This window comes from Burkholderia sp. WP42 (assembly GCF_000745665.1).
GTDB lineage: Bacteria > Pseudomonadota > Gammaproteobacteria > Burkholderiales > Burkholderiaceae > Burkholderia > Burkholderia vietnamiensis.
The window spans coordinates 26960-50772 of sequence record NZ_KN050724.1 but is presented as its reverse complement, the minus strand read 5'-3'; the positions used below and the strand labels follow the sequence as shown (position 1 = coordinate 50772).

The 23813-nt window shown below is 67.8% G+C and carries 22 protein-coding genes and 2 pseudogenes; 7 read left to right on the top strand and 17 right to left on the bottom strand.

Annotation, left to right across the window (positions count from 1 at the left end):
* Positions 1–163: 163 nt before the first annotated feature.
* A complete protein-coding gene (locus EX20_RS24960; RefSeq protein ID WP_034195263.1) occupies positions 164–1129 on the top strand; it encodes an ABC transporter substrate-binding protein in 966 nt (321 codons plus the stop codon).
* A gap of 275 nt (positions 1130–1404) precedes the next feature.
* On the opposite strand, the gene EX20_RS24950 is transcribed toward EX20_RS24960, so the two are convergent.
* The 16 genes and pseudogenes from EX20_RS24950 to EX20_RS24875 form a co-directional block, all read right to left on the bottom strand.
* Positions 1405–2337, bottom strand: a complete 933-nt coding sequence (locus tag EX20_RS24950) for an ABC transporter substrate-binding protein (protein ID WP_011882269.1) — start codon at positions 2335–2337, stop codon at positions 1405–1407.
* Between the two features lie 34 nt (positions 2338–2371).
* The gene (locus EX20_RS33215) at positions 2372–4156 is read right to left on the bottom strand and encodes an amino acid ABC transporter permease/ATP-binding protein (protein WP_072465326.1); all 1785 of its coding nucleotides are present in this window, start codon (positions 4154–4156) and stop codon (positions 2372–2374) included.
* A gap of 67 nt (positions 4157–4223) precedes the next feature.
* A complete protein-coding gene (locus EX20_RS24935) occupies positions 4224–5582 on the bottom strand; it encodes an LLM class flavin-dependent oxidoreductase (protein WP_034195085.1) in 1359 nt (452 codons plus the stop codon).
* Positions 5583–5589: 7 nt separating this feature from the next.
* Complete coding sequence (locus EX20_RS24930) at positions 5590–6639, bottom strand: LLM class flavin-dependent oxidoreductase (protein ID WP_034195084.1); 1050 nt, start codon at positions 6637–6639, stop codon at positions 5590–5592.
* A 35-nt stretch (positions 6640–6674) separates the two neighbouring features.
* Entirely contained in the window at positions 6675–7616 is a 942-nt protein-coding gene (locus EX20_RS24925; RefSeq protein WP_034195083.1) for an ABC transporter substrate-binding protein, read from the bottom strand.
* 67 nt (positions 7617–7683) lie between these two features.
* Positions 7684–8244, bottom strand: a complete 561-nt coding sequence (locus EX20_RS24920; protein ID WP_034195082.1) for a GNAT family N-acetyltransferase — start codon at positions 8242–8244, stop codon at positions 7684–7686.
* Between the two features lie 371 nt (positions 8245–8615).
* Positions 8616–9173, bottom strand: coding sequence for a hypothetical protein (locus tag EX20_RS24915; protein ID WP_231572289.1), 558 nt, complete (start codon positions 9171–9173; stop codon positions 8616–8618).
* A gap of 200 nt (positions 9174–9373) precedes the next feature.
* Positions 9374–10408: a succinylglutamate desuccinylase/aspartoacylase family protein gene (locus tag EX20_RS24910; protein WP_034195080.1), complete on the bottom strand. Its 1035-nt coding sequence runs from the start codon at positions 10406–10408 to the stop codon at positions 9374–9376.
* 207 nt (positions 10409–10615) lie between these two features.
* The gene (locus tag EX20_RS24905) at positions 10616–10891 is read right to left on the bottom strand and encodes a hypothetical protein (protein WP_034195079.1); all 276 of its coding nucleotides are present in this window, start codon (positions 10889–10891) and stop codon (positions 10616–10618) included.
* A gap of 246 nt (positions 10892–11137) precedes the next feature.
* Positions 11138–12691 (bottom strand): sensor domain-containing diguanylate cyclase, encoded by a 1554-nt coding sequence (locus tag EX20_RS24900; protein WP_011882260.1) that lies wholly within the window; start codon positions 12689–12691, stop codon positions 11138–11140.
* Between the two features lie 536 nt (positions 12692–13227).
* Complete coding sequence (locus EX20_RS32635; RefSeq protein ID WP_014724861.1) at positions 13228–13380, bottom strand: hypothetical protein; 153 nt, start codon at positions 13378–13380, stop codon at positions 13228–13230.
* Between the two features lie 445 nt (positions 13381–13825).
* Positions 13826–13909: pseudogene (locus tag EX20_RS32270) on the bottom strand (peptidoglycan-associated lipoprotein); the annotation flags it as partial.
* 94 nt (positions 13910–14003) lie between these two features.
* A complete protein-coding gene (locus EX20_RS24890; protein ID WP_226102887.1) occupies positions 14004–15149 on the bottom strand; it encodes a porin in 1146 nt (381 codons plus the stop codon).
* A gap of 520 nt (positions 15150–15669) precedes the next feature.
* Positions 15670–16247 (bottom strand): annotated as a pseudogene (locus EX20_RS24885) (zinc-binding dehydrogenase); the annotation flags it as partial.
* 183 nt (positions 16248–16430) lie between these two features.
* Positions 16431–16655, bottom strand: coding sequence for a hypothetical protein (locus EX20_RS24880; protein WP_011882255.1), 225 nt, complete (start codon positions 16653–16655; stop codon positions 16431–16433).
* 269 nt (positions 16656–16924) lie between these two features.
* A complete protein-coding gene (locus EX20_RS24875; protein ID WP_006485974.1) occupies positions 16925–17128 on the bottom strand; it encodes a cold-shock protein in 204 nt (67 codons plus the stop codon).
* A gap of 224 nt (positions 17129–17352) precedes the next feature.
* On the opposite strand from EX20_RS24875, the gene EX20_RS33045 reads away from it, so the two are divergent.
* The 5 genes from EX20_RS33045 to EX20_RS24855 all read left to right on the top strand — a co-directional run bounded on the left by EX20_RS33045 (position 17353) and on the right by EX20_RS24855 (position 21615).
* Entirely contained in the window at positions 17353–17637 is a 285-nt protein-coding gene (locus EX20_RS33045) for a hypothetical protein (protein WP_124259677.1), read from the top strand.
* Positions 17634–18563, top strand: coding sequence for a TauD/TfdA dioxygenase family protein (locus EX20_RS24870; RefSeq protein WP_034195078.1), 930 nt, complete (start codon positions 17634–17636; stop codon positions 18561–18563). Before EX20_RS33045 ends, EX20_RS24870 begins: the two co-directional genes overlap by 4 nt.
* Positions 18564–18606: 43 nt before the next feature.
* Positions 18607–19662: an ABC transporter substrate-binding protein gene (locus EX20_RS24865; protein ID WP_011882253.1), complete on the top strand. Its 1056-nt coding sequence runs from the start codon at positions 18607–18609 to the stop codon at positions 19660–19662.
* 73 nt (positions 19663–19735) lie between these two features.
* Positions 19736–20731, top strand: coding sequence for an ABC transporter ATP-binding protein (locus EX20_RS24860; protein ID WP_034195077.1), 996 nt, complete (start codon positions 19736–19738; stop codon positions 20729–20731).
* Positions 20728–21615, top strand: a complete 888-nt coding sequence (locus EX20_RS24855; RefSeq protein WP_034195076.1) for an ABC transporter permease — start codon at positions 20728–20730, stop codon at positions 21613–21615. The genes EX20_RS24860 and EX20_RS24855 overlap by 4 nt, the downstream gene beginning before the upstream one ends.
* A gap of 294 nt (positions 21616–21909) precedes the next feature.
* Here EX20_RS24855 and EX20_RS24850 read toward each other — a convergent pair whose 3' ends face one another.
* A complete protein-coding gene (locus EX20_RS24850; RefSeq protein ID WP_034195075.1) occupies positions 21910–23319 on the bottom strand; it encodes an aminotransferase-like domain-containing protein in 1410 nt (469 codons plus the stop codon).
* A gap of 212 nt (positions 23320–23531) precedes the next feature.
* On the opposite strand from EX20_RS24850, the gene EX20_RS24845 reads away from it, so the two are divergent.
* The gene (locus EX20_RS24845) at positions 23532–23714 is read left to right on the top strand and encodes a hypothetical protein (protein WP_034195074.1); all 183 of its coding nucleotides are present in this window, start codon (positions 23532–23534) and stop codon (positions 23712–23714) included.
* Positions 23715–23813: the final 99 nt, after the last annotated feature.

Sequence of the window (23813 nt, the reverse complement as noted above, 5' to 3'; positions counted from 1 at the left end):
CCATCGAAGATTTGCGCCTTTCGATAGCAGAATATTGCGTTTGTTCGATGCCGGCGATCGACGTATCGTCGACGGTTTCATGGCGTGCGCCGTGTGCTTCGTTCGATGCGCTATCCGGCGCTGCTGCGATGCGCACGCCAGTCAACTACCGGAGAAAATCACGTTGTCGAGCCGAATCGTCACCGCGCTGCTGCTCGCGCTCGCCGCGCAGCCGGGCATCGCGAAAGACACCGTCACGCTGCGCGTCGGTGAACAGAATTACTTCAACATCCAGGCGTCGATGGAAGCGTCCGGCGTGCTGAAGGACGTGCGTTACGCGATCGAGTGGAAGCACTTCCAGGCCGCCGCGCCGGTCGCCGAAAGCCTGAGCGGCAATGCGATCGACGTCGGCTTCCTCGGCGATTCCGCGCTGCTGACGCTGGCCGCACGCGGCGCGCCGGTGAAAGTGGTGGCGGTGTCGCGGCAGAGCCTCGACGGCGTCGCGATCCTCGTACCGAAGAATTCGCCCGTGCGCACGGTGGCCGACCTGCAGGGCAAAACCATTGCGGTGTGGCGCGGTGCGTGGAGCCAGCAACTGGTGCTGCGCGCACTCGAACACGCGGGCCTGCGGATGGATTCCGTCAAGTACGCATACCTGATGCCGATCGACGCGACCAATGCGCTCGCGAACGGCTCGGTTGACGCCGTGTCGTTATGGGAGCCGTTCGTCAGCACGCTCGCGCTGCGGCAGGGTGCGCGGCCGGTGACGACCGCGCAGGGGCTGATGCCCGCGCTCAGCTTCGTCGCCGCGAACGACGAGGCCGCAGCCGGCAAACGCGCGGAGATCACCGATTTCCTGAAGCGCGTGGTGGCGGCGCGCCAGTGGGTCGACAGTCATCCGCGCGAATACGCGCAGCTGTGGGCGAAGCGTGCGCAGCTCGAGCCGGACGTCGCGTATCGCTGGCTCGGCAATGCGCACCAGCGCGTGGGCCCCGTCGACGACGCTGCCGCGAAGGACGCGCAGAATACCGCCGACTTCCTGCACAAGGCCGGCGTGATCCCGGTTGCCTACGACACGACGAAACTGCTCGACCGCTCGTATGCGGGCGCGTTTGCGGCCGCCGCGCAACAGACGGCTGCCGCGCGGTGACGATGTCGCCGCGACCGGCGATCACCCGTGAACGGCGCCAGCGCAGCGCCGCGTGCGCATCGATCTCATCGTGATGGTTCGTGCGCATTCGCCGCGCATCGCGATCTGCGTGGCAGTGCGCACGCGCCTGAAGCCGCCGGCAGCGCGGCTCGACGGTATGCCGATCAAGCGCACGAGCCGATCGATCGAATTTCGCGGAAGACGCGCAACCCGAACCGCGCCACGTTACCCGCGCTGCCGGTAGCATGCGACGGCAGCCCCACCGCCGCATCGAATCAAAACGACGGCAGCCCCGGCGGATTCGTTTCCGCGCGCGCGAGCGCCTCGCTCTGCAATCCCCAGCGTGCCAGCGCCTGGCCGTAGCGGCCGTTGTCGATCAGCGTGTTGGTCGCGAGCGTCAGCGCCGGCGCCAGCCCGCTGCCGCGGCGCGTCGCGATCGCGACGTCCGCCTTCACCGGCCATCCCGCGTTCACGACACCCACTCGACGGATCTTGCCGTCACGCGCGGCCTCGTACGCGAGCGACGCATTCGGATTCAGTTCGGCGTCGGCGCGACCGGACAGCAGCGCGACGCGCGCTGCCGCATCGTCGTCGAAATAGAGCGGCTCGGTCGCCTTCAGCCCTTGTGCGACATTGCGCCGGCTCCATTCGAGCAGGATGCGCTCCTGGCTCGTTCCCGCGCCGGTGATCACGCGCAGGCCCGCAATGTCCTTCGGTTCGGCGATCCTCGCGATCGGGCTCGCGCTGCGCACGTAGAACCCGTGCAGTCCGAGCCGGTAGGTCGTGAAGTCGAACTTCTCCTTGCGCTTCTCGGTCACGCCCACGTTCGAGATCACGGCGTCGTACTTGCCGGACGCGAGCCCGAGCGGCCAGTCGGCCCATGCGATCGGTACGAGCAGCAGCGCGCGGCCCAGTGCATCGGCGACGAGCTGCGCATAATCCGGATCGGCGCCGACCACCGTGCGTGCGTCGGTCGCATAGGTCGACACGGGCGGCGCGTGCGGCGCGATCGCGACGGTGAATGCGCCGTCGCGCACCCAGCGATAGTTGCCGGCCGCGCGGATCGCGGCGGCGTCGCGCGCGGCGCGGATGCGGCCGGCCTGGCGCGGGTCGAGGTCGGCCGTCGCGGCTTCGGCGAATACGGCGTGCGAGCGCAGGCTCGCGACGGCGGCCAGCGCGGCGGTGATGAACAGGCGTCGGTCGGTCATCGGTGCAGGCCTCGCAGCGGAAGGGCGGCGCGCATCACAGGACGCGCGCCAGGAACGCACGCGTGCGCGGATGCGCCGGCGCATCGAGGACGACTGCGGGCGGCCCCGACTCGACGATGCGTCCGCGCTCCATGAACAGCACGTTGTCGGCGACTTCGCGTGCGAAGCCGATCTCGTGCGTGACGATCACGAGCGTCGTGCCGGAGCGCGCGAGTTCCTTGATCACGTCGAGGACTTCGTTGACGAGTTCGGGATCGAGCGCCGACGTGGGCTCATCGAACAGCAGCACCTTCGGACGCAGCGCGAGCGCCCGCGCGATCGCGACGCGCTGCTGCTGACCGCCGGACAGCTGGCGCGGATACGCATCGGCCTTGTCGGCGAGGCCCACGCGTGCCAGCAACGCGCGCGCGGTGCGCTCGGCCGCATCGTGCGCGACGCCGCCGACGGCGACCGGCGCCTCGATCAGGTTCTCCAGCACGGTCAGATGCGGGAACAGATTGAAGTTCTGGAACACCATGCCGACCGCCGCGCGGCGCTTCAGCACGTCGCGCTCGTTGAGCTCGTACAGCACGTCGCCTTCACGTCGATAGCCGATCAGCTCGCCGTCGATGTCGATGAAGCCGTCGTCGACGCGTTCCAGATGATTGATCGTGCGCAGCAGCGTCGACTTGCCGGAGCCGGACGGCCCGACGATTACCGTCACGCTGCCGCGCGGCGCGACGAACGACACGTTGTCGAGCACGTGCTGCGGCCCGTACTGCTTCGACACGTTGTGCACGGCCACGTCGCCGCCGACGAGCGGCGGCGCAACGGCTGCAGCGTCGCCGACGGCAACCGCGCGCGCGGTCGCGTTGCGTGCCGCGGTACGCCGCCACAGCGCGCGGGCGAGCGCCAGCACGAAGGTCAACGCCGACGGCGGCGGATTGCGCAGCGCGCCGCGCGCATAGTGGCGTTCGACCTGCACCTGGATCGCGGACAGCACGGTCAGGATGATCAGATACCAGACGGTCGCGACCATCAGCAGCGGGATCACGTCGAGGTTGCGGCGATAGATCACCTGCACCGTATAGAACAACTCGGGCATCGCGAGCACGTACACCATCGACGTGCCCTTGGCGAGCGTGATCAGATCGTTGAATGCCGTCGGCAGGATCGCGCGCATCGCCTGCGGCAACACGATCCGCGTGGTCTGACGGCCGCGCGGCAGCCCGAGCGCGGCGGCCGCTTCGAGCTGGCCCTGATCGACCGCAAGGATGCCGCCGCGGATCACTTCGGCGGAAAACGCCGCATGATTCAGCGTGAGGCCGAGGACGGCCGCGAAGAACGGGGAGATCAGGTCGGTGGTCGGTGTGTCGAACCAGACGATGTCGGTGAACGGCACGCCGAGCCGCACGTGCTCGTACAGATAGCCGAGGTTGTTGAGGATCAGCAGCAGCACGATCAGCGGAATCGAACGGAACAGCCACACGAACGTCCACGCGCTCGCGGCGAGCAGGCGCGAGCGTGACAGCCGCGCGAGCGCGACCAGTGCGCCGAGCGCGAAGCCGAACACCGCGCCGAGCGCGGTCAGCACGAGCGTGCGCGCGAGCCCCGACAGCACGGGCGGCGACAGGAACCACTCGGCGAACACCGGCCAGCCCCATTGCGGATTGCCGAGGATCGAATATAGCGCCAGCGCGATCAGCACGAGCGCGAGCATGGTGCCGGCCAGGCGCGACCGGTGCCGCGCCGGCACGATGCGAAGACGCGCGTGCGCGCCTTGCGCGTCCGGGGAAGGCAGCGGCGCCAGCGCGCCGCCGAGATGGGTCGTGTCGCTCATGTCGGTGAGAGTCCTCGATCGGGTCGTCGGTGGTAAGCGCCGCGCTCGACGCGGCGGCGCAGCGGCGTCATGCGTGCGCTTCGGCCGCGTCGCTCTGCTGCTGCACGGCGTCGCGCGGCGCGTAACGGCTCGCCTTGCGCGGCAGGCCGAGGTGATCGCGCAGCGTGCTGCCCGGCAGGTCGCGGCTGTAGCGGCCGCGCGCCTCGAGGATCGGAATCACGAGGTCGACGAAGTCGTCGACGCCCTGTGCCTGCACCGGGAAGCCGAGGATGAAACCGTCGCCTGCCCCGGCGTCGTGCCAGCGGATCAACTCGTCGGCGACGTGCTCGGCGGTGCCGATGAAGTTCGGCCGCGGCGTCGCGACGGCGAGCGCCGTCTCGCGCAGCGTAAGGTTTTTGCGCTTCGCGTCGGCCTTGATGCGGTCGGTGGTCGAGCGGAAGCTGTTGCGGCCGATCTCGCCGAGTTCGGGGAATGGCGCATCGAGCGCGTACTGCGTAAAGTCGTGGTGATCGAAGTAGCGGCCTAGATACGCGAGCGCCTCGTCGATCGTCAGCAGCGCACGGATCGCCTGGTATTTGTCTTCGGCTTCGGCCGCGGTGCGGCCGACGATCGGGCCCACGCCGGGGAACACCTTCACGTCGCCCGGCTGGCGCCCGTGCTCGACCGCGCTTTGCTTCACGCGGCGCGTGAATGCGGCGGTTTCGTCGAGCGACGGCGAATGCGTGAACACCGCGTCCGCATACTTGCCGGCGAGCCCGATGCCGGTGTCGGACGAGCCGGCCTGAAAGATCACCGGCTGCCCCTGCGGCGAGCGCTGGATGTTCAGCGGGCCGGCGACCTGAAAGAAGCGGCCGTGATGGTCGAGCGTGTGGAGCTTGTCGCGATCGAAGAAGCGGCCGCTCGTACGATCGCGCACGAACGCGCCGTCGTCCCAGCTGTCCCACAGCCCTTGCACGACCTCGAGATATTCATCGGCGATCTCGTAGCGCAACGCATGCTCGGGATGCACCTTGCCGAAATTCTTCGCCGTGCCTTCGAGCGGCGTCGTCACGACGTTCCAGCCCGCGCGGCCGCCGCTGATCGCATCGAGCGACGCGAGCTGGCGCGCGACCGTGAACGGCTCGCTGTACGACGTGGAGATCGTGCCCGCGAGCCCGATCTTCTTCGTCGCGACCGCGAGCGCCGACAGCACGGTCAGCGGCTCGAAGCGGTTCAGGAAATGCGGGATCGACTTCTCGTTGATGTAGAGGCCGTCGGCGACGAACGCGAACGCGATGCCGGCGGCCTCCGCCTTGCGCGCGATGCCGATCGCGAAGTCCAGGTTGATGCTCGCGTCCGGCGGGTTGCTCGGATGCCGCCACGCGTTCATGTGGCTGCCTGCGCCTTGCAGCATCAGGCCGAAGGGGATCGATCGTCGGGTCGTCATGGGCGTGTCACGCGTTGTGGTCGGGGGAAGGGGCGCGTTCGGCCGCGACGGCCGGTTGCGCGCGGCTGATCGACTGCGCACCGCCCAGCCATTCGGTCGACGCGAGCCGCGCGGCGTAATCGGTCACCGGTGAGTCGATCACGAACGCATCGACGTCGAGCCGGCGGCTGAGCGCGTCGAGCGCGCGATGGATGCGCTCGGGCGTATCGGCCAGCACGGTCGGGCGCAGTTCGTCGATCCGGTAATCGGACGCGCCGCTTTGCCGCGCGAATTCGGCGGCGGCTTGTGCGCTCGCGAGGTTGAAGCTCGAGCCGCCGGCGAATTGCAGCTTGAAGATCCTGAGCGCGCCGATCAGTCGTTCCGCTTCGTCGCGGGTCGCGGCGGCGACCGCGTACAGCGCAACGAGCGGTCGCGTGCCGCCCGCATCGCGGTATGCGGCGAGCGAGCGTTCGAGGTTCGCGTCGTCGCCGTTGAAGTGGCCGGCGTAGCAGAAGCGCCAGCCATGGCGGGCGGCGAGCGCGCCGCTGTCGGGCGAGCCGCCGAGCAGGATGCGTTCGGGCGCGTGCGGCGGCACCGGCAGCGCGACCGCGCCGGCGAGCGGATGATCTTCGGCGACACCCCAGCCGAGGAATGCGTCGAGCGTCGCGAGCTGTGTCGCGAAGTCGGGTTTGCGCGCGTGGTCGTGGCCCCATTGGAGCGCGCGCGTCGTCAGCGGCAGCCCGCCCGGCGCCTTGCCGATGCCGAGATCGACGCGGCCCGGCCCGAGCGCGGCGAGCAGCTTGAACGTCTCGGCGACCTTGAACGGGCTGTAGTGCTGCAGCATCACGCCGCCCGAACCCACGCGGATGCGCGACGTATGCGCCAGCAGATGCGCGACGACGATCTCGGGCGCGGAACTCGCGAGGCCCGGCGCGCCGTGATGCTCGGCGACCCAGAAGCGCTCGTAGCCGAGCTGTTCGGCGCGCTGCGCGAGTGTCGTCGTGAAACGCAGCGCGTCGGCCGCGCTCGCGCCGTCGGCGATCGGACTCTTGTCCAGCAAGGAAAGCGAATATGACATGGGCGTTCTCGCGGGGGCGTCAGGGAAGGGGCCGCTCAGCTCTTCGGCAGGCCGGGCGGATTCGTGCGCGACTGGTCGATCGCTTCGGCCCCGAGGCTCCAGCGCTCGAGGACCTGCCGGTAGCTGCCGCTGCGAATCAGCCCGTTGAGCGCGACGGTCAGCGGATCGGCGAGGCCGCTGCCGCGGCGCGTCGCGATCGCGATGTCGGCGGTGCGCGGCCAGCCGCCGCTGATCGCCCCGACCGCGCGTGTCTTGCCTTGCTGCGCGCTCTGGTAGGCGAGCACGGAGTTCACGCTGAACACGGCATCCGCACGGCCCGACTGCACGGCGACGATGCGCATCGCCTGGTCGTCGTAGTACTGGACCTGCACGGGCTTCAGGCCATGCGCGACGTTCTCGCGGTCCCACGCGAGCAGGATCTTTTCCTGGTTGGTGCCGGCGTCGGTCACGATGCGCAGCCCGGCGACGTCCTTCGGCTCGCGAATCGACTGGATCTTGCTGTCGTTGCGCACGTAGAAGCCGACCTGGTCCTTGCGGTAGGTCGAGAAATCGAACTTCTGCTTGCGCTCCTCGGTGACGGTCACGTTCGAGATCACCGCGTCGACTTTCCCGGATTCGAGCGCGAGCGGCCAGTCGGCCCACGCGAGCGGGATGATCTTCAGCTTGCGGCCGAGACTGTCGGACACGAGCTGGCCGATGTCGGCGTCGAAGCCGATCACCGTGCGCGCGTCGGTCGCGTAGGTACTGATCGGCGGCAGGCTCGGCGCGATGCCGATCGTCAGCGTGCCGGCCTCGGCGAACTTGAACGTCGGCGGCACCGCGCGTTGTACGGCCGCATCGGCCGTGCCGCGCGGGCGGCCGTGCTGCTCGGGGCTCAGGTCGAAGGTCGCGGCCGCCGCGGCGATCGCGGTCGCGCCGATCAGCGCGGCCGCCAGCGTGCGCACGGCGCGCGGCGAGAAAGGAACGGCTCGTTGCATGAATGCATCCTGGAGTTGACGGTTTTTCTGGGATGGAGTCGGAAACGCTTGCGACGACGCGGCGCGTTCAGCGCGGTAAGGCCGGTTCGGGCAGCGGCGCCCACAGGTCGGCGAGCGTCGACGTGCGCGACGGATCGACGAGGTCCTTGCCGAAGCGCAGGTGGAAATACGCTTCGGGGTCGATCGACGCATCGAACAGCCGCGTATAGCCGGTGCGGTCGTACAGCGCCCACGCCTCGGGTTGGCGAAAGCCGGTGGTGAGGTAGACGCGCCGATAGCCCTGCCGCGCGGCGCGCTGTTCGAGCGCGTCGACGATCGCGCGTGCGAGCCCCTGGCGGCGCAGGTCCGCGCGCGTCCAGATGCGTTTGAGCTCGGCGGTCTGCGCGTCGTAGCGCTTGAATGCGCCGCCGCCGATCGTCTCGCCGTCGCGCAGCAGCAGCACGAACGCGCCATCGGGCGGCGCGAACAGCTCAGCCGGGTAGCGCGCGAGTTCGTCGCGCGCGGCCGCGCGGCTGTCGGGGCGGTACGCGTCGTAGCGCGTCGCGTATTCGTCGATCAGCGCGTCGATCAGCGGCTGAGCGCGGACGTCGAGCGGCGTCGTGTCGATGATGCGGTCGTTCGTGGCCATGGGCATCGCGAGGGGCGTGCGATGCGGACGTTCCGTTCGAAGGCCGGGCATGCGGCCCGTCCGGTCAGTGCCGTTATCGCGACGCGGTTGTCATGATGGCGGCGGCCTCAGTGCTCAGTGCGTGCTGCGATGCATCGGGCGTGCCGCCGCCGTTCCGAACACGTTAGCGGCGCGGCGCGCAAAGGCGAACGAAGCAATTTCGATAAGGATTTCGCGGCGCAAGTCAGAAGGCTTGCAGCGGGCATGGAGTGTGCGCGTTGCGCGGCCGTGATCGCTCGGCCTGCATGTGATGCAGATACAGGCGGCCCACGCGTCGGTTGTCTCGCAGCTCATGCGCATCGAACCAAGGATGGCGATCAGGCGCGCAGCGCTCAGATATTGCAGAACACGACCGCGGGCTCGGCGCCTTCGATCGCCGAAAACAGCGTCTTCAGGTGTTTGGCCGCTGCGCTCGACGGACGCTCGACCAATCCCAGCAGGTGTTCGCCCCAGAGCGTCATCCCGAGATGGCCGGCCGCGAATTCGTAATTTACCGAGCGCCATTCGGACACCGGCGTGATCGAATCGCACGACGGGCAGCGTAGCCGCGCCGACTCCGGTTCTCGGCACCACGCGTCGAGCGCCTCACCGAGTTCGTCGCTGCCGTCTGCGCCGAGTTCGATCGCCGCTCGGCAGTACGGGCAATTGACGCTGAAACCGCCGTCGTAGTTCATGAACAGGCCGTTATTGTCCGCAGAAGCCACCAGTTCCGGCCGCCCCGTTGCGCCGGTCTGCCAGCCGTGACCGGTCACGTCGATCTGAATCGCCGTGATGCGTGTGACGACGGGACTGTAGGCATCGACTTTCCGCTCGGGCGAACCCCAGCCTTCGAGATCATCCAGCCCGCGGAAGTCGGCGCGCAACGGAAAGGCGGGCGCGCCCAGCGACAACCCGCTGCGGAGCTCGGGAACGATGACGCCGCCCTCGACGAGACGTGCGTAGAGCGCACGTGCCGCGTTCGGCGCCGACGCGCGCGATATCTTCGTGTCGATCAGCGCGGTGGTCGCGTCACCCATGAGCGTGTCCCGGAAGGTTGGGCATGGCGTTGCGGTCGGCGTTATGAAGCGGTTGTGCGGCGGCGAACGGCGAACTAGCCGATGACCGTCGGCGGCGTCGATGCTTCGGCGAGCTGAAACAGGCAGTCGCCGCGCTGCACCTGCGCGGGCACGCGCTTGCAGACCACTTCGCCGTCGCCTTTGAAGCGATGCAGCACCGGTTCGCGCAGCGGCGTATCGGGGAAGTGCACCCACGCGGCCGGCTGGCCGGCCGTCACGCGCTCGCCGAGCTCGACGAGCGGTTCGTACAGCCCGCGCTCGTATGCATAGACGAAGTGGCGATCGCCGTCCACGCGCAGGAAGCGCGTGACGGTCGGCGGCGCATCGGGCACGAGTGCGCCGTGCAGCAGCCCGACATAGCCGAGGTAGTGCAGCAGCCCGTGGCGGCCGAGCCGGATCAGCGCCGGATCGGCCATGCCCGCCCCGCCGAGTTCGGTGACGATCGAGATCGCGCGCTGCCGGCGCGCGGCCGACGCCGAATGCACGGGGTTCGGCGCATGCAGCAGCGCGTTCGGCAGCCCGAACGCGACGAGCAGCCCGTGGAGCTTCGCCGCCTCGTCGGCATCGAGCGGATCGATGGCGAGCATGTTGCCGCCCTGGTACAGCAGCGAGCTGCCGCCCGAGTGCAGATCGACGAGATACTGCGCGCGCGACAGCAGCGCATGCTCGATGTAGTCCGCGATGATCTGCGTCGGCGTGCCGGTCGGGTCGCCGGGGAAACTGCGATTCAGGTTGCCGCCGTCGAGCGGCGACACGCGCTGGCCTGCCTCGGCCGCCGGAAAGTTCGCCATCGGCAGCAGGATCAGTTGCCCGCTGATCATCTCCGGCTCGATCTCGCGGATCAGCTGCGACACGATGATCTGGCCTTCGTATTCATCGCCGTGGTTGCCGGCCATCACGAGCACGACCGGCCCTTCGCCGTTGCGGATCGACGCGATCGGAATCGGCAGCCAGCCATACGCGGAGCGATGCACGGAATGCGGCAAGCGCAGATAGCCCGCGTGCTTGCCTTGCGAATCGAGGTCGATTTCGCAATGGATCGGATTTCGGTGGGACGGGGAAGCGGTCATGGCGGCATCGTTCGATGAACGGAATCCGCCATCTTATCGGGAAACGCGTGGCAAGGCGGCGGCTCGATCGGCCGCCGCCCGGCAGTGCGCGTGCTGTACGCGCCGCGTGTTGCAGTGGTGAATCACCGATCGACGAGCAGCGGCCTGCCCACGCGCGTCGGACGAGGCCGCAGCCGCGCCGCGCGTGCCGTTCGACCGGCGGCCGCGTCAACGGCCGGCTGTTTCAGCTTCGATACGGCCTTCTTCCCACAGCGCCCAGAAACGGCTGCCCGCGCGATACGGATTCGCGCGGCGCGCCGCGTGATCGGCGACGCCCTGGCGAAATGCGCCGTACAGCGTCAGCGGCGGATTATCGACGCATGCGGCTTCGCGGGCGGCCGGCATGCGGCGCTCGGAAACGAGCCGCCGAATCAGCGAGGCGCCGTCGATCACGTCCGCTCGATCGACGGTTTCTGCGCGGCTGATGACTTCGACGGTATTCATGTGCGGGCTCCCTGACGTTCTGTTTTCCAGTCAAGGAGCAATAAGGGTGCCAAGCTCGAAAACCCGCGTGCGGCCGCGATCGTGCAGGCTTCTGCGGCGAACGTGCGGCGCGCGCGCCGGCGATGTTACGGAACACGTCACGTGACACGGGCGGCTGCCGCGAAACACGCGCACGCGCGCGGCGGCGCGCGATGCGTTGCAGAAATGAACCGCGGGATAGGCGCGAACGCGCGGACAGGCTACCGTTCAGTTCGCGGTGGCCGGGGCGATGGGGCGGTGGCTGCCTGCCGAATAGAAGCGATAGATGCCCTTGCCGGCCGACTTCGCGTCGTACAGCGCGCTGTCGGCCTGCCGGATCAGCTCGTCCGGGTTGCCGTGGCCGTCGTCGAGCGCGATGCCGATGCTGATCCCGAGGCTGACGGTCACGCCGATCGACAGCGTGTAGGGCGCCGAGATCTGGCCGATGATCCGCGTGGCGAGGAGCGAGCTTTCGTGCATCGTGGTGTCGTCGAGCGCGACGATGAACTCGTCGCCGCCCACGCGCGCCGCCAGCGCGCCGGGCGGCAGTGCGCGCGCGAGCCGCTCGGCGACCTGCATCAGCACTTCGTCGCCGGCCTGATGGCCGCAGCGGTCGTTGATCGACTTGAAGCCGTCCAGGTCGAGATACATGACCGCGAGCGCGGGACTCGGCAGGCGCGGCCGCTGCGAGAGCATCCGCTTCAGGGCAGCATGCAGTTCGTGACGGTTCGGCAAACCGGTCAGCGCATCGTGTCGCGCGAGGTGCCGGATATGCTGCTCGGTCTGGCGGCGGGCGGTGACGTCCTCGACGATGATCACCGCATTGCCGTCCGGCACACGATGGCGCGTGAGCTCGAGCTGGCGGCCGTCGGCAAGCTCGATGTCGAGCGGCACCGGCTCGTCGTGGCTCAGCCAGACGTCGCATTGCGCCGCGAGGCCGGCGCCGTCGGAATCGGTCGACGCGTTCGCGCCGAGCGCCGCGATCACGTCGGGCAGCGGCGTGTCGAGCATGATCTCGCGCGGCGAGCCGAACAGCTGCGCGGTGCGCCGGTTCGCGACGATCACGCGGCTGTCGCCGTCGATCATGCACAGGCCGTGCGGCATGTAGGTGAGCGCCGCGTCGAAGCGCGTGACGAGCTCGGCGTTGCGCTGACGCGCCGCGATCAGCGCGACCAGCACGCGGTAATGGCGTTGCACGACCGTGCGCATGGCGGCGAGATAGATCGCGAGCGGCGGCAGCAGCAGCCACGCGCCGGGCCGCTCGACCAGCAGCGCGCCGATGGCGATCGGCACGACGCCGAGCGTGACCTGCGTCATCGCGAGCCGCGGCAGCGCCGAATTGCGCGATGCGATCCCGCCGAACACCCCCCCCGCGACCATCACGGACAGCGTGCCGAGTTCGATGTCGGGCGAATCGAGGCAGCCCATGACGCCGAGGCCGAGCACGAAGCACGCGGCGAGCGACACCGGCGCATAGCGCAGCGCCCAGTATTCGGGGCGGCCTTCACCGGCGGCGTCGTGTACGACATAGGCGCGGGCAATGGCGAGCCGCGCGGCGAGCAGGCCGACGTCGACGCACAGCCAGATCAGACACCAGAGTTGCTGCAGCCGGATCAGGGCGATCGCCGCGACGAAGCCGCTCGCGATGCCGGACAACGCCATTGGGCGGACGTCTTCGAACAGCGTGACGAGCATCGACGGGCGCAGCGCAGCCGTCACGTGGTGATTGCCGCTGGGCGGCGTGGAGAGAACGGCGTTCAGCAGGCGGGCCTTGACTGCCATGGTTGTTTTTGACCTGGACACGAGGCGGTTTCCAACCGGTCGCCGGCGCGCGGCAGAGGGTGGGATGACCGGTGAGTCGGATGCGACGACATTACCATGAAACATCGCGCGTGCGAGCCTCGCGGATTCCCCGGTGCGGCGCCGCGGTTATGGCGCGTGGGACGCTCCGGACGACGGCTCGCGACTGGTCGTCGCGCCCTGCGGCGAGGCCGTCATCAGGATTTCAATAAGTATTTCATGTGGAAGGCGCGCCAGGGCTTATATCCGAACGATGTCGGGTGCGGGCCGTGCCGCGCTTCGGTTCGCGGGCGGGGAAAGCGCGCGGCGGATGCCGAGCGTCGCGCGCGTGCTCGGCGGCGGTGATCTCGCTCGTCGTCTGGGAATCTGTATGCAGCTAGCGGCGCGCCCGCGGCGCCACACCGACCGACGTGAAGGCATTTATGCGGACGTGGGCTGAACGGGGCGCCGCTCGCGATGCGGCAGCGTTACGGCGGCGCCCGCGCACGACGCTCCGCCCGCAAACGGCCGACGATGCTTCAGTAGCTACCGCCTCCGCCTGTACCGCCCGCGCCGCCGTATCGGCTCATGCCGGAACCTTGCGCAGCGCCGCCGTCCGCCGACGTGCATCCGGTCGTCAGCAGCAGCGCCAACACCGCGATCAGCGCCGCGGTCGCTCGTGCCGGTTTCATCTCAGCCTCCTTTCGCCGCGCAGATCGCTTGACGAGCCATTTCGTACGAGCGCGCGCAACGCAACGGCAACACGTATCGCGAGCGCCGCTTATTCCATGCTTTTTGCATATCGGGTTCAGCGCGCTGATCGTGCATGCGCGATCACGCGCACGGCTGCGGTCATCGGAGATTGATCGGGGCAAGCGCTGGTTCTTGGGTGGCGCGTCCCTGGGTGGAGAGGAGCGGATTGCTTTCCCTGGGCGCGCACGCGTCGTCACGCTTGGCCGGTTTCACCCACATGACCGGCCGCGCGCCTCGTATTCGCGGCTGACGAGCCGCACGTGGCGCGTGCAGGTGCGCCGACGGCGATTGCGTCGCGCGGGAGATCGGGGAGGATGGTGGTAGGCGCATCGGGCGTCGAACGCGGGTGACGTAGACGCCGCGTCGGCCGCGGCGTCCAGCCGATCGGCGATAGACGAGATCGGCCCTGCGGTTCTGCGCCCACGACGCTTCGTCGTGGGCGAGCGCCAGCGGCTTTCCCGTAGCGAGGAAAAATGTCGCGGTGCGACCAGCTTCCCGGCCGCCCCAGCACGGGCAGCGCGGGAAGGTTCCAGTGCCGCGCATGACGCGCGGCAGCACGGCATCAGAACTTGTGGCGCAGCCCCAGCGCGACGACCACCTGGTTGCTGTTGGCCGACGGCGTCAGCGTCCAGACGGTGGCGTCGAACGCGTGATTGCCGTGGCCGCCGCTGACGCTTTGATAGACGCCTTCGAGATACGCATCGGTGCGCTTCGAGAACGCATAGTCGACTTGCGCGACGACCTGATTCCATTTCGGGCGCGTCTGGCCGGTGCGCGTGTCGAAACGCGCCATCGTGTACGTGTACGCGGCCGACAGGCTCAACGCGGACGTCGCCATATAGCGGCCGTCGACCGAGAAGTTGTCGAACACCAGCGACTCGCCCTTCAACGGCGTGATGCCGCTGCCTTGCATCACGCCGGTCACGCCGTCGGTCGCCGAGTGCGACCATGCGGCGCCGACCGAGTGCGGGCCGAACGAATAGCGTCCGGCGAGTGCCCAGATCTGCTGGTTGCCGCCGGTGATCGTCGCCGAGCCGTCGATCGTGCTCAGCGCACCGTCGGGGTTCGGCGCATTGCGATCGCGGCTGATCTTCAGGTAGCCGGCGCCGAGCTTCAACGGCCCGTTTTCGTACGACACGCCCGCGCTCCACGCGGCGTTGTTCGAGAACTGGCCGGCGGCGTTGGAGAACGCGTACATCGCGCCGAACCTCAGCCCGCGATACGTCGGGCTCACGTACTTCACCGCATGGTTGATGCGCAGGTTGCGGTTCGAATCGTCGTTGTCGTACGGATGCACGGCCAGATTGCCGCCCCAGCCCGGACCCGATGCGCCGAGCGGCGTGACGAAGTCGATGATCAGGTCGTACTGGCGGCCGAACGTCAGCGCGCCGGCCGAGTGCGAGCTCAGGCCGACCCACGCCTGGCGGCCGAACATGTCGACGCCTTTCTGCGACAGCTTGCCGTTCGTACCGGAGAAGCCGTTTTCGAGCGCGAATATCGCGGCCATCCCGCCGCCCAGATCCTCGCGGCCGCGCAGCCCCCAGCGCGATGCGTTCAATGCGCCGCTCGTCAGCCCGACGCTGCCGCTGCCGTGCGAGCCGGCGCCGCCGGCGCGCTGGCTGGTTGCGTAGGTGATCGACGTGTCGATCAGGCCGTACAGCGTCACGCTGCTCTGCGCGTTGGCGGCGGCCGGAAGGAAGCCGGCCATGCAGGCGACGACGGCCGTCCCCGCGGCCGTGCCCGCGCGGCGCGCGCGTTGGGTGGATTGCAGCGCGGCGATGCGAGCGCGGGCCTTTCGTTTGGTCGTGGAATGCATAGGAATATTTATCATTAGCGCGGCAGAACCGCCGTGCGGGCCGCGTCGGCCCCCCCGGCCGACGAATCGAGCGGCAATTATTGGAGATCGCGCAACGGTCGATTAAGTCGCTGCACAGTAAAGGTCTTCTGCGAAATCGGGTGGAATCGATGGGCGGGAAGGGGTGTTGACGGGCGCGGGCGGTGGGGACTCGCATCGGGAGAGCGCTGGCAGACACCCGCGCTGGGTGCTCGCATCGAAGGGGCGCTGAGAGGCGGCAGCGCTGGTCGCTCCAATGGGAGCTCGATGCGGTATACCCGCGCAACGACCGCCGCGCGAGGCTTCACGATGTCGATTGGGGGAATCGCTCTGCGCGCGTCGGTACGGCAGTGATCGCGCAGGCTGCCGTCGTCAGCGACCGCGACGCACCGCCTCAAGGTTTCATGACGACCTTGATGCACCCGTCGCGCTTGTCGCGGAACGTCTCGTACATTCCCGGCCCTTGCTCGAGCGGCACCGAATGGGTGATCACAAACGACGGATCGATCTGGCCGCGCTCGATCCGCGAGAGGAGGTCGGCGCTCCGGCGATTCACGTGCGTCTGGCCCATGCGGAACGTCGGCCCCTTGTTCATCGCTGCGCCGAACTGAATCTTGTCGAGCAGGCCGCCGTACACACCCGAAATCGACAGGATGCCGGCGGCCGGCATACGTAGATCATCTCGCGCAGCACGTGCGGACGATCCGTCTCCAGCATGACGGCCTGCTTCACGCGGTCGTACAGCGCGTCGATGGAACGTGTCGCGTGCGATTCCATCCCGACCGCATCGATGCATTTCTCCGGCCCCTTGCCGCCGGTCAGTTCGTTCAGGCGCTCGACGACGCTTTCCTCGTCGAAGTCGATCGTGACGGCGCCGCCCTGGCGCGCCATCTCCAGCCGCTTCGGCACATGATCGATGACGACCACCTGTTTCGCGCCTGGCAGTACCGCGCTGCGCACGGCCATCTGGCCTGGTCGCAACCTGGAAATGTTGCGCATCCACGGCGTGAGCAAGGCGTGGGCCACGTGCTTGTGTTGTCGCGACAAGCCGGCGCGGCGTGCGGCTTGGCTGCGCCATGCGCGGCCGAAGTCGTAGAGCGAGGATTGCTGTCTCGCGTTCCGCCGCGAACGAACGACGCCCGCGCGGTGTTGCGTTCAGCCGCGCGTATCGACCCAGTTGCGGGCCCAGCGAGCCGAATGCTGCAGCGCCTGCCGTTCGCTCGGGAAGTAGTCGAGCGAATAGAACTGGTAGCGGCGATCGGCGCAGCGGCTGTCGATCGGCTCGAGCAGCAGGTTGGATGAATAACTGCCGTCGGGCAAGCGATGCGCCGAAGGCTGGATGGCATAGCCGTTGTACTGTTGTGTTTGGTTGTGTTGCATTTTGATTTTAATAATATTCGAGCGCGCGCATGCCGTGCTGAACGGGCGCGGATTTACAGCCGTTACTAGCTGAATCCGGCGCAATAAGAGCGCGCAAAAGAGAGTCGCCGGCCGACGAAAGCGCGAGACGCAACGACGCATGCGACGCGTGGCAGGCGGCCGAATCAACGGCCGCAGCCTGGCACCGAGCGCGTGCGCTTCAGGAAGACGACGTGTCGTGGAGGGGCGCTGCGCCCCGCGTCCGTTCCCGGACGTCGGGCGCTTGAGACTTACAGCGGCTTGATGTTGGCCGCTTGCAGACCCTTCGGGCCCTGCTTCGTTTCGAAGCTCACTTTTTGATTTTCGGCGAGCGTTTTGAAGCCGTCGGCGCGGATTTCGGAGAAGTGAGCGAACAGGTCGTCACCGCCATTGTCCGGGGTGATGAAGCCGAAGCCTTTGCTGTCGTTGAACCATTTGACGATACCGGTATCCATGATGAATCCTTGAGCAGTAAATAGGAGATTTGCCCTGTTGTAGAGCGTTTGAAGCGTCAAGGAGAGAGAGGACAACGAATACCGCTGAGGGGCGAGACATTGATGAACAGCAATCGGACTTCTTGGACTTCGGTGCGTACACTAACCGCCGCGAATGCTTGAGTCAACGCTTATCTTGTAACTGTGTCGCCGGGCCGTCCGTTTTCGCTGCGACGCGATGTGGCATGTCGCATCGCGCACGCGTCGGCGGAGCGACAAACGCTTCGACCCTCGGCCGTCCTTTCAACCGAGAGCACACCGAAGGCGTGCGTCGCACGATCGCTGCATATCGACGCGCGCCGACATCCGACAGTCGGCCGCATGACCTGATTTCCTCGTCCGACAGGCCCGCCGCCCGAGCGCCGATCCTTATCGCTGCGGCAGATAAACGTATCGAAATCGCTTCGTTGACGCCGTCCGGCATGGGCTCGAAGATTCGCCTTTTCATCGAATCAGGGGCGCTATCGTGACGACTCCCGCCATCCACGCCGCAACAGCGGCGCGCGTCGGCCATCAGCCTGCACCGTCGTTCGAGGCCGCCGCGCAGCGGTTCGACATCATCCCGCTCGATGCGCCGGTCGGCGCAGAAGTCGTCGGGATCGACCTGTCGCAACCGCTGGACGCGGCCGCTTTCACACGCATCCATCGCGCGCATCTCGACCATCACGTGCTGGTGTTTCGCGACCAGCGCATCACGCCGGAACAGCACATCGCGTTCAGCCGCCGCTTCGGCCCGCTGCAGATCCACGTGCTGCACCAATTCGCGCTGGCCGGGCATCCGGAAGTGCTGATCGTGTCGAACATCGTCGAGAACGGCAAGCCGATCGGGCTCGGCGACGCCGGCCATTTCTGGCACTCCGATCTGTCGTACAAGGAAAAACCGAGCCTCGGCTCGCTGCTGCATGCGCAGGAACTGCCGGCCGAAGGCGGCGACACGCTGTTCGCCAACATGCATCTCGCATGGGATACGCTGCCGGCGCACCTGCGTCGCGCGGTCGAAGGGCGGCGCGCCGAACATACCTATCTCGCGCGCTATGCGGAGCTGCAGGCACGCAACCGGTGGCGGCCCGTGCTGTCGGCCGAGCAGCTTGCGCAAGTCGAAGCGGTGGTGCACCCGATCGTGCGCACGCATCCGGAGACGGGCCGCAAGGCGCTGTTCGTGAGCGAGCATTTCACGACACGCATCGTCGACCTGCCCGCCGACGAAAGCCGCGCACTGCTCGACGAACTGTTCGCGCACAGCGTGCGGGACGAGCACCTGTATCGCCATCGGTGGCGCGATCACGACCTCGTGTTCTGGGACAACCGCTCGCTGATGCATCTCGCGGCCGGCACGCCGGACCATCTGCGCCGCAAGCTGTACCGCACGACGATCGAAGGCGACGCGCCGTTCTGAGCGCCACGTTTCGTCCCGACGCCTCGTTTCTGCTGGAGTTCCGATGTCGTTTCCTGTTTCGCCGGCCCTGCGCCGCACGACCCGTTCTGCGCGCCGCGCCTTGGCCGTCACGCTCACCGCCGCGCTGGCGTTCGTGGTCGCCGGCACGCCGCGCCCCGCACACGCGGAAGGCCGCATCCGCATCGCCGAGCAGTTCGGCGTGGTTTACCTGATGCTGAACGTCGCGCGCGACCAGCAACTGATCGAGAAGGAGGGCCGCAAGGCCGGCGTCGACATCAAGGTCGACTGGGTGCGGCTGTCGGGCGGCGCGGCCGTGAACGACGCGCTGCTGTCGGGCGCGGTCGATATCGCCGGGGCGGGCGTCGGGCCGCTGTTGACCGTATGGGACCGCACGCGCGGGCGGCAGAACGTGAAGGGCGTCGCCTCGCTCGGCAATTTCCCGTACTACCTGGTCAGCACCAATCCGAACGTGAAGACGATCGCCGACTTGAGCGCGAAGGACCGTATCGCGGTGCCGGCCGTCGGCGTGTCGGTGCAGTCGCGCGTGCTGCAGTACGCGGCCGCGAAGCAGTGGGGCGACAAGCAGTTCGATCGTCTCGATGCGCTGACGCAGGCGATCCCGCACCCGGATGCAACGGCCGCGATCCTGGCGAACAGCAATGTGATCACCGGGCACTTCGGCAACCCGCCGTTCCAGGATCAGGAGCTCGCCGGCAATCCGAAGGCGCACATCGTGCTCAATTCCTACGATGTGCTCGGCGGCCCGAGTTCCGCGACGGTGCTGTATGCAACGGAGCAATTCCGCGACGCCAATCCGAAGACGTATCGCGCGTTCGTCGCGGCGCTCGCCGACGCCGCGCGCCAGATCGCAGCCGACCCCGAGCGCGCGGCCGACACGTACCTTCGCGTGAACGGTTCGAGGATCGATCGCGCGTTGTTGCTGAAGATCCTGCGCAATCCGCAGGTGCAGTTCAAGACGGCTCCCGAGAACACGCTGAAGCTCGCGCAGTTCATGTATCGCACCGGCGCGATCCGCAACGAGCCGAAATCGTGGCGCGATTACTTCTTCGACGATCCGGCGACGGCCGGCGGTAGTTGATCCGACGCCGAGCCGACGCTGCCGCGTCGCGATCGCCGCTTATGCGGCTGCGCGGTTTCGATATGCGCAATCGTTGGTTGGGCCGTGCGCCACACCGCCGTATGTTGACGATTTACCCGCGAGAGTTTCCATCGTGAACGCCACTTCTCCGTCGATCGGCTTGCCGCCGTACGCGATGCGCGGTGCGGCTGCAGCGGCCGCCCATCCCGTCACCGACGCGCGCGACGCATCCGCGCCTCAGGCCGCAGCGGCCGGCGCGTCCAGCGAGCGCCTGCTGGCGATCGAGCGCGTGAGCCTCGAATACCGGGCGGGCGCACGCATCGTGCGCGCGACCCATCAAGTCAGCTTCGACGTGTACGGCGGCGACCGTTTCGTGCTGCTCGGCCCGTCCGGCTGCGGAAAATCCACGTTGCTGAAGGCGATCGCGGGGTTCATCGAGCCCGTCTCGGGTTCGATCGCGCTCGACGGCCGGCCCGTGAACGGCCCGGGCCCCGATCGCATCGTCGTGTTCCAGGAATTCGACCAGTTGCCGCCGTGGAAGACGGTCGTCGAGAACGTCGCGTTTCCGTTGCGTGCTGCCGCGAAGCTGTCGCGGGCCGAAGCACGCGAGCGTGCGCTGCACTATCTCGACAAGGTCGGGCTCGCCGCGTTCGCCGATGCCTATCCGCATACGCTGTCCGGCGGCATGAAGCAGCGCGTCGCGATCGCGCGTGCGTTGGCGATGCAGCCGCGCGTGCTGCTGATGGACGAGCCGTTCGCCGCGCTCGACGCGCTCACGCGGCGCAAGATGCAGGAAGAACTGCTGCGCCTCTGGGACGAATTCCGCTTCACGCTGCTGTTCGTCACGCATTCGATCGAGGAGGCGCTCGTGGTCGGCAACCGGATCCTGCTGCTGTCGCCGCATCCGGGACGCGTGCGCGCCGAGCTCAACAGCGACGAGCATTCGTTCGACAGCGTCGGTAGCGGCGACTTCCGCGCGAGCGTCGCCCGCATTCATCATCTGCTGTTCGATGCCGACGCGTTGGGCGAAACGCACGCCGCATCGACCACGGAGGCCACTGCATCATGACCACGATCGATCCTGTCCTGCCGCCGTTGCCGCCCGTTCGTGCCGAATACGTGTGCACGCTCGACGCGCTGCCCGAAGCCGCGCGTGCGGCGCCCGCGCCCCTGTTGCGCCGTATCGCCGGTGCGAGCGGCTTTCGCCGCGCGGTGATCGCGCTGGTGCTGATCGCCGTATGGGAAACCGTCGCGCGCATCGTCGCGAACGATTTGCTCGTACCGACGTTCGGCGCGACGCTCGTTGCGTTCGTGCAAGGCATCGCGTCGGGCGAACTGCTGGTGAAGACGGCCATCTCGATGTCGGTGCTGTTGCGCGGCTATGCGCTCGGCGTCCTGTTCGCGTTCGTGCTGACGTCGCTCGCAGTGTCGACGCGCGTCGGTCGCGATGTGCTGTCGATGCTCACGTCGATGTTCAATCCGCTGCCGTCGATCGCGTTGCTGCCGATTGCGTTGCTGTGGTTCGGGCTCGGCACCGGCAGCCTGCTGTTCGTGCTCGTGCACGCGGTGCTGTGGCCGCTCGCGCTCAGTATGTATACGGGCTTCGCCGGTGTGCCGGCCACGCTGAAGATGGCCGGGCGCAACTATGGGCTCAGCGGCCTGCGGCAGATCGCGCTGATCCTCATGCCGGCCGCGCTGCCGTCGATCCTGTCCGGGTTGCGCGTCGGCTGGGCTTTCGCATGGCGCACGCTGATCGCGGCGGAACTCGTGTTCGGTGCGAGCGCCGGGCAGGGCGGCCTCGGCTGGTACATCTTCCAGAACCGCAACGAGCTGTATACCGACCGCGTATTCGCAGGTCTCGCGGCCGTCATCGTGATCGGGCTGCTCGTCGAGCATCTCGTGTTCGATACGCTCGAGCGCGTGACGGTGCGCCGCTGGGGCATCGCGCACTGATACGCAGCGGTCCGAGCGGGCATTGGCTGCGCCGGCGTCAACGCATGGTTGCGAACCGTGCCGGTTACCGACAACACGGCCGAGCTGGCCACATCGGCTTGTCCGAAACGGCGACGACGGCGTCGGGTCATGCAATCTGAAGTCCGGCGGCGAAATCGGCAGCGAGGTATCGTCGATCGCACGGACCCGCAAATGACGACGTGTTGTCGCGCAGCTGACCGGCTGTCTGCGACCGGCGCGGCCGTCGGAAGCCGGCCGCGTTTGCATCGCATCACATCCGCGCAAGACGGTCCGTCACGTGTCTCGAGCGAGGCCGGGGGCCGCGTCGATGAACGGCTCGGCAAGCGGATCGCTCGCCGCTGCGACGTTGAGCCGTACCCACGGCGTCGCCTCGCCGTTCGGCCGGTATTCGCGCCCGGGCGCAAGGTCGAGCCCGAACGTGCGCGCGGTGTCGCACAGCAGCGCGGAATCTTCCACGCCGGGCACGCGCGCCCACACGAACATGCCGCCGCTCGGCTGTTCGAACACTTCCCAGCCCCCATGGCGTAATCGCGCCACCGCGTTGGCCGACGCCTGCGCGAGGCGCCGGCGCAGCCGTTCCAGATGCTTGCGATGCGTGCCACGCTCGAGCAGCGACGCGACGATGCTTTCCGCGAGCCGCGCGCCACCCATGCTCGTGAGCGCCTTCAGCTCGACGAGCGGCTTGATCAGCTCGGGCCGCGCGGCCAGGTAGCCGATCCGCAGCGACGACGACAAAGCCTTCGAAAACCCGCTCAGATAGATCACCCGTTCGAACTGATCGAGCGTCGCGAGCCGCTGCGACGGCGCCGCTTCGAAGTCCGCGTAGACGTCGTCCTCGACGAACGTGAAGTCGTGCCGATGCGCGAGTTGCAGCAGCCGGAACATCACCGGCGGCGCAATGTTCGTCGCCGTCGGGTTGTGGAACGCGGTATTGACGAAGAACAGCTTCGGACGATGTTCGCGCAGCAGCGCCTCGGTGATCTCGACGTCGGGCCCCGTCGCGCGGCGCGGCACACCGACGAGCTTCACACCGTGCAACTTCAGCAGCCCGAACAGGTTGAAGTAACCGGGATCCTCGACGAATACCGTGTCGCCCGGCTTCAGCATCAGGCGCACGACGAGATCGAGCGCGTGGCTCGCGCTGTGCGTGACGAGAATCTGCTGCGGCTGCGCGTGGATGCCGAGTGGCGCGAGATACCCGCTCAGGTACTGCCGCAGCAGCGGGTCGCCTTGCGGCTGCGCATAGTCGACCAGGCTCGCCGCGTCGCTGCGCACGACGTGCCGTATGGCCTGGGCGATGCCGTCGACGTCGCGCCACGCAGCCGGCATGAAGCCGCTCGACAGCTTGAGGCGATCGTTGGTCGACGCGAATTGCTCGAGGATGTGGCCGGATTCTTCCTCGGCGATCTGCGGATCCGTGCCGCCGACCGGCGCGCTACGGTCGAACCGGTCGGTCACGTAGAAGCCCGCGCCGTGACGCGGCTGGATCAGGCCGCGTGCCGCGAGCGTGTCGTATGCCTCGATGACGGGGAAGCGGCTGATCTGCTGGTCGGCCGCCATCTTGCGGATCGACGGCAGTTTTACGCCGCTGCGCAAATGTCGCGAGCGAATCATCTGTTCGAGCTGGCGAGCGAGTTGCTCGTTGAGCGGGACGCCGGTCGTCGTATCGAGCGCGAGTTTCATTTGACACCATCGTCAGGAAGGGCGGGCAAAGTGTTCGGCGAAATGCGCGAACACTTTGATGGTGATTGTTCGGTTGTGTTCATTCCGGTAAGCGGATTCTAGTCGAATAATCGCTACCGCAGGCGTTCGGTGGGGCCGCTGTCGAACCGTAGCGGCTAGGGCGATCACATGCGCGAAATCGGGCTGTTCCGAATGGAAAAGGCGGTACGCCCATGCGCCTCGGTAACACCCATACTTTCAACGTCGAGATGAGCGTGCTGCCGGTCGTCTCGCGGGTGTCGGCACTGCACGGCGTCGTCGTGAAGGAGGGCGCGACGACGCCGCTCCGCATCGGTTCGGCCTGTCATCGGGCCGTGCGCTGCCTCGACCGAGAACGCCGGGACGAGCGCCTGTAAGGGCGGCGTGAGCCGCGGAGGTGGATTTCCGACGGGAAGAAAACTCGATCACGGTTGTTTCACACGAGCACGGCGGCGCGCAGCGGAACGGCCGCGCGT

Excerpts from the sequence above, each read along its gene's own strand:
- EX20_RS24850 (WP_034195075.1), bottom strand. The coding sequence starts at position 23,319 with ATGAAACTCGCGCTCGATACGACGACCGGCGTCCCGCTCAACGAGCAA.
- EX20_RS24855 (WP_034195076.1), top strand. The coding sequence starts at position 20,728 with ATGACCACGATCGATCCTGTCCTGCCGCCGTTGCCGCCCGTTCGTGCC.
- EX20_RS24930 (WP_034195084.1), bottom strand. The coding sequence starts at position 6,639 with ATGTCATATTCGCTTTCCTTGCTGGACAAGAGTCCGATCGCCGACGGC.
- EX20_RS24865 (WP_011882253.1), top strand. The coding sequence starts at position 18,607 with ATGTCGTTTCCTGTTTCGCCGGCCCTGCGCCGCACGACCCGTTCTGCG.
- EX20_RS24935 (WP_034195085.1), bottom strand. The coding sequence starts at position 5,582 with ATGACGACCCGACGATCGATCCCCTTCGGCCTGATGCTGCAAGGCGCA.
- EX20_RS32635 (WP_014724861.1), bottom strand. The coding sequence starts at position 13,380 with ATGAAACCGGCACGAGCGACCGCGGCGCTGATCGCGGTGTTGGCGCTG.
- EX20_RS24875 (WP_006485974.1), bottom strand. The coding sequence starts at position 17,128 with ATGGATACCGGTATCGTCAAATGGTTCAACGACAGCAAAGGCTTCGGC.
- EX20_RS24845 (WP_034195074.1), top strand. The coding sequence starts at position 23,532 with ATGCGCCTCGGTAACACCCATACTTTCAACGTCGAGATGAGCGTGCTG.
- EX20_RS24920 (WP_034195082.1), bottom strand. The coding sequence starts at position 8,244 with ATGGCCACGAACGACCGCATCATCGACACGACGCCGCTCGACGTCCGC.
- EX20_RS24890 (WP_226102887.1), bottom strand. The coding sequence starts at position 15,149 with ATGGCCGGCTTCCTTCCGGCCGCCGCCAACGCGCAGAGCAGCGTGACG.
- EX20_RS24925 (WP_034195083.1), bottom strand. The coding sequence starts at position 7,616 with ATGCAACGAGCCGTTCCTTTCTCGCCGCGCGCCGTGCGCACGCTGGCG.
- EX20_RS24910 (WP_034195080.1), bottom strand. The coding sequence starts at position 10,408 with ATGACCGCTTCCCCGTCCCACCGAAATCCGATCCATTGCGAAATCGAC.
- EX20_RS24905 (WP_034195079.1), bottom strand. The coding sequence starts at position 10,891 with ATGAATACCGTCGAAGTCATCAGCCGCGCAGAAACCGTCGATCGAGCG.
- EX20_RS33215 (WP_072465326.1), bottom strand. The coding sequence starts at position 4,156 with ATGAGCGACACGACCCATCTCGGCGGCGCGCTGGCGCCGCTGCCTTCC.
- EX20_RS24880 (WP_011882255.1), bottom strand. The coding sequence starts at position 16,655 with ATGCAACACAACCAAACACAACAGTACAACGGCTATGCCATCCAGCCT.
- EX20_RS24900 (WP_011882260.1), bottom strand. The coding sequence starts at position 12,691 with ATGGCAGTCAAGGCCCGCCTGCTGAACGCCGTTCTCTCCACGCCGCCC.
- EX20_RS33045 (WP_124259677.1), top strand. The coding sequence starts at position 17,353 with ATGTCGCATCGCGCACGCGTCGGCGGAGCGACAAACGCTTCGACCCTC.
- EX20_RS24950 (WP_011882269.1), bottom strand. The coding sequence starts at position 2,337 with ATGACCGACCGACGCCTGTTCATCACCGCCGCGCTGGCCGCCGTCGCG.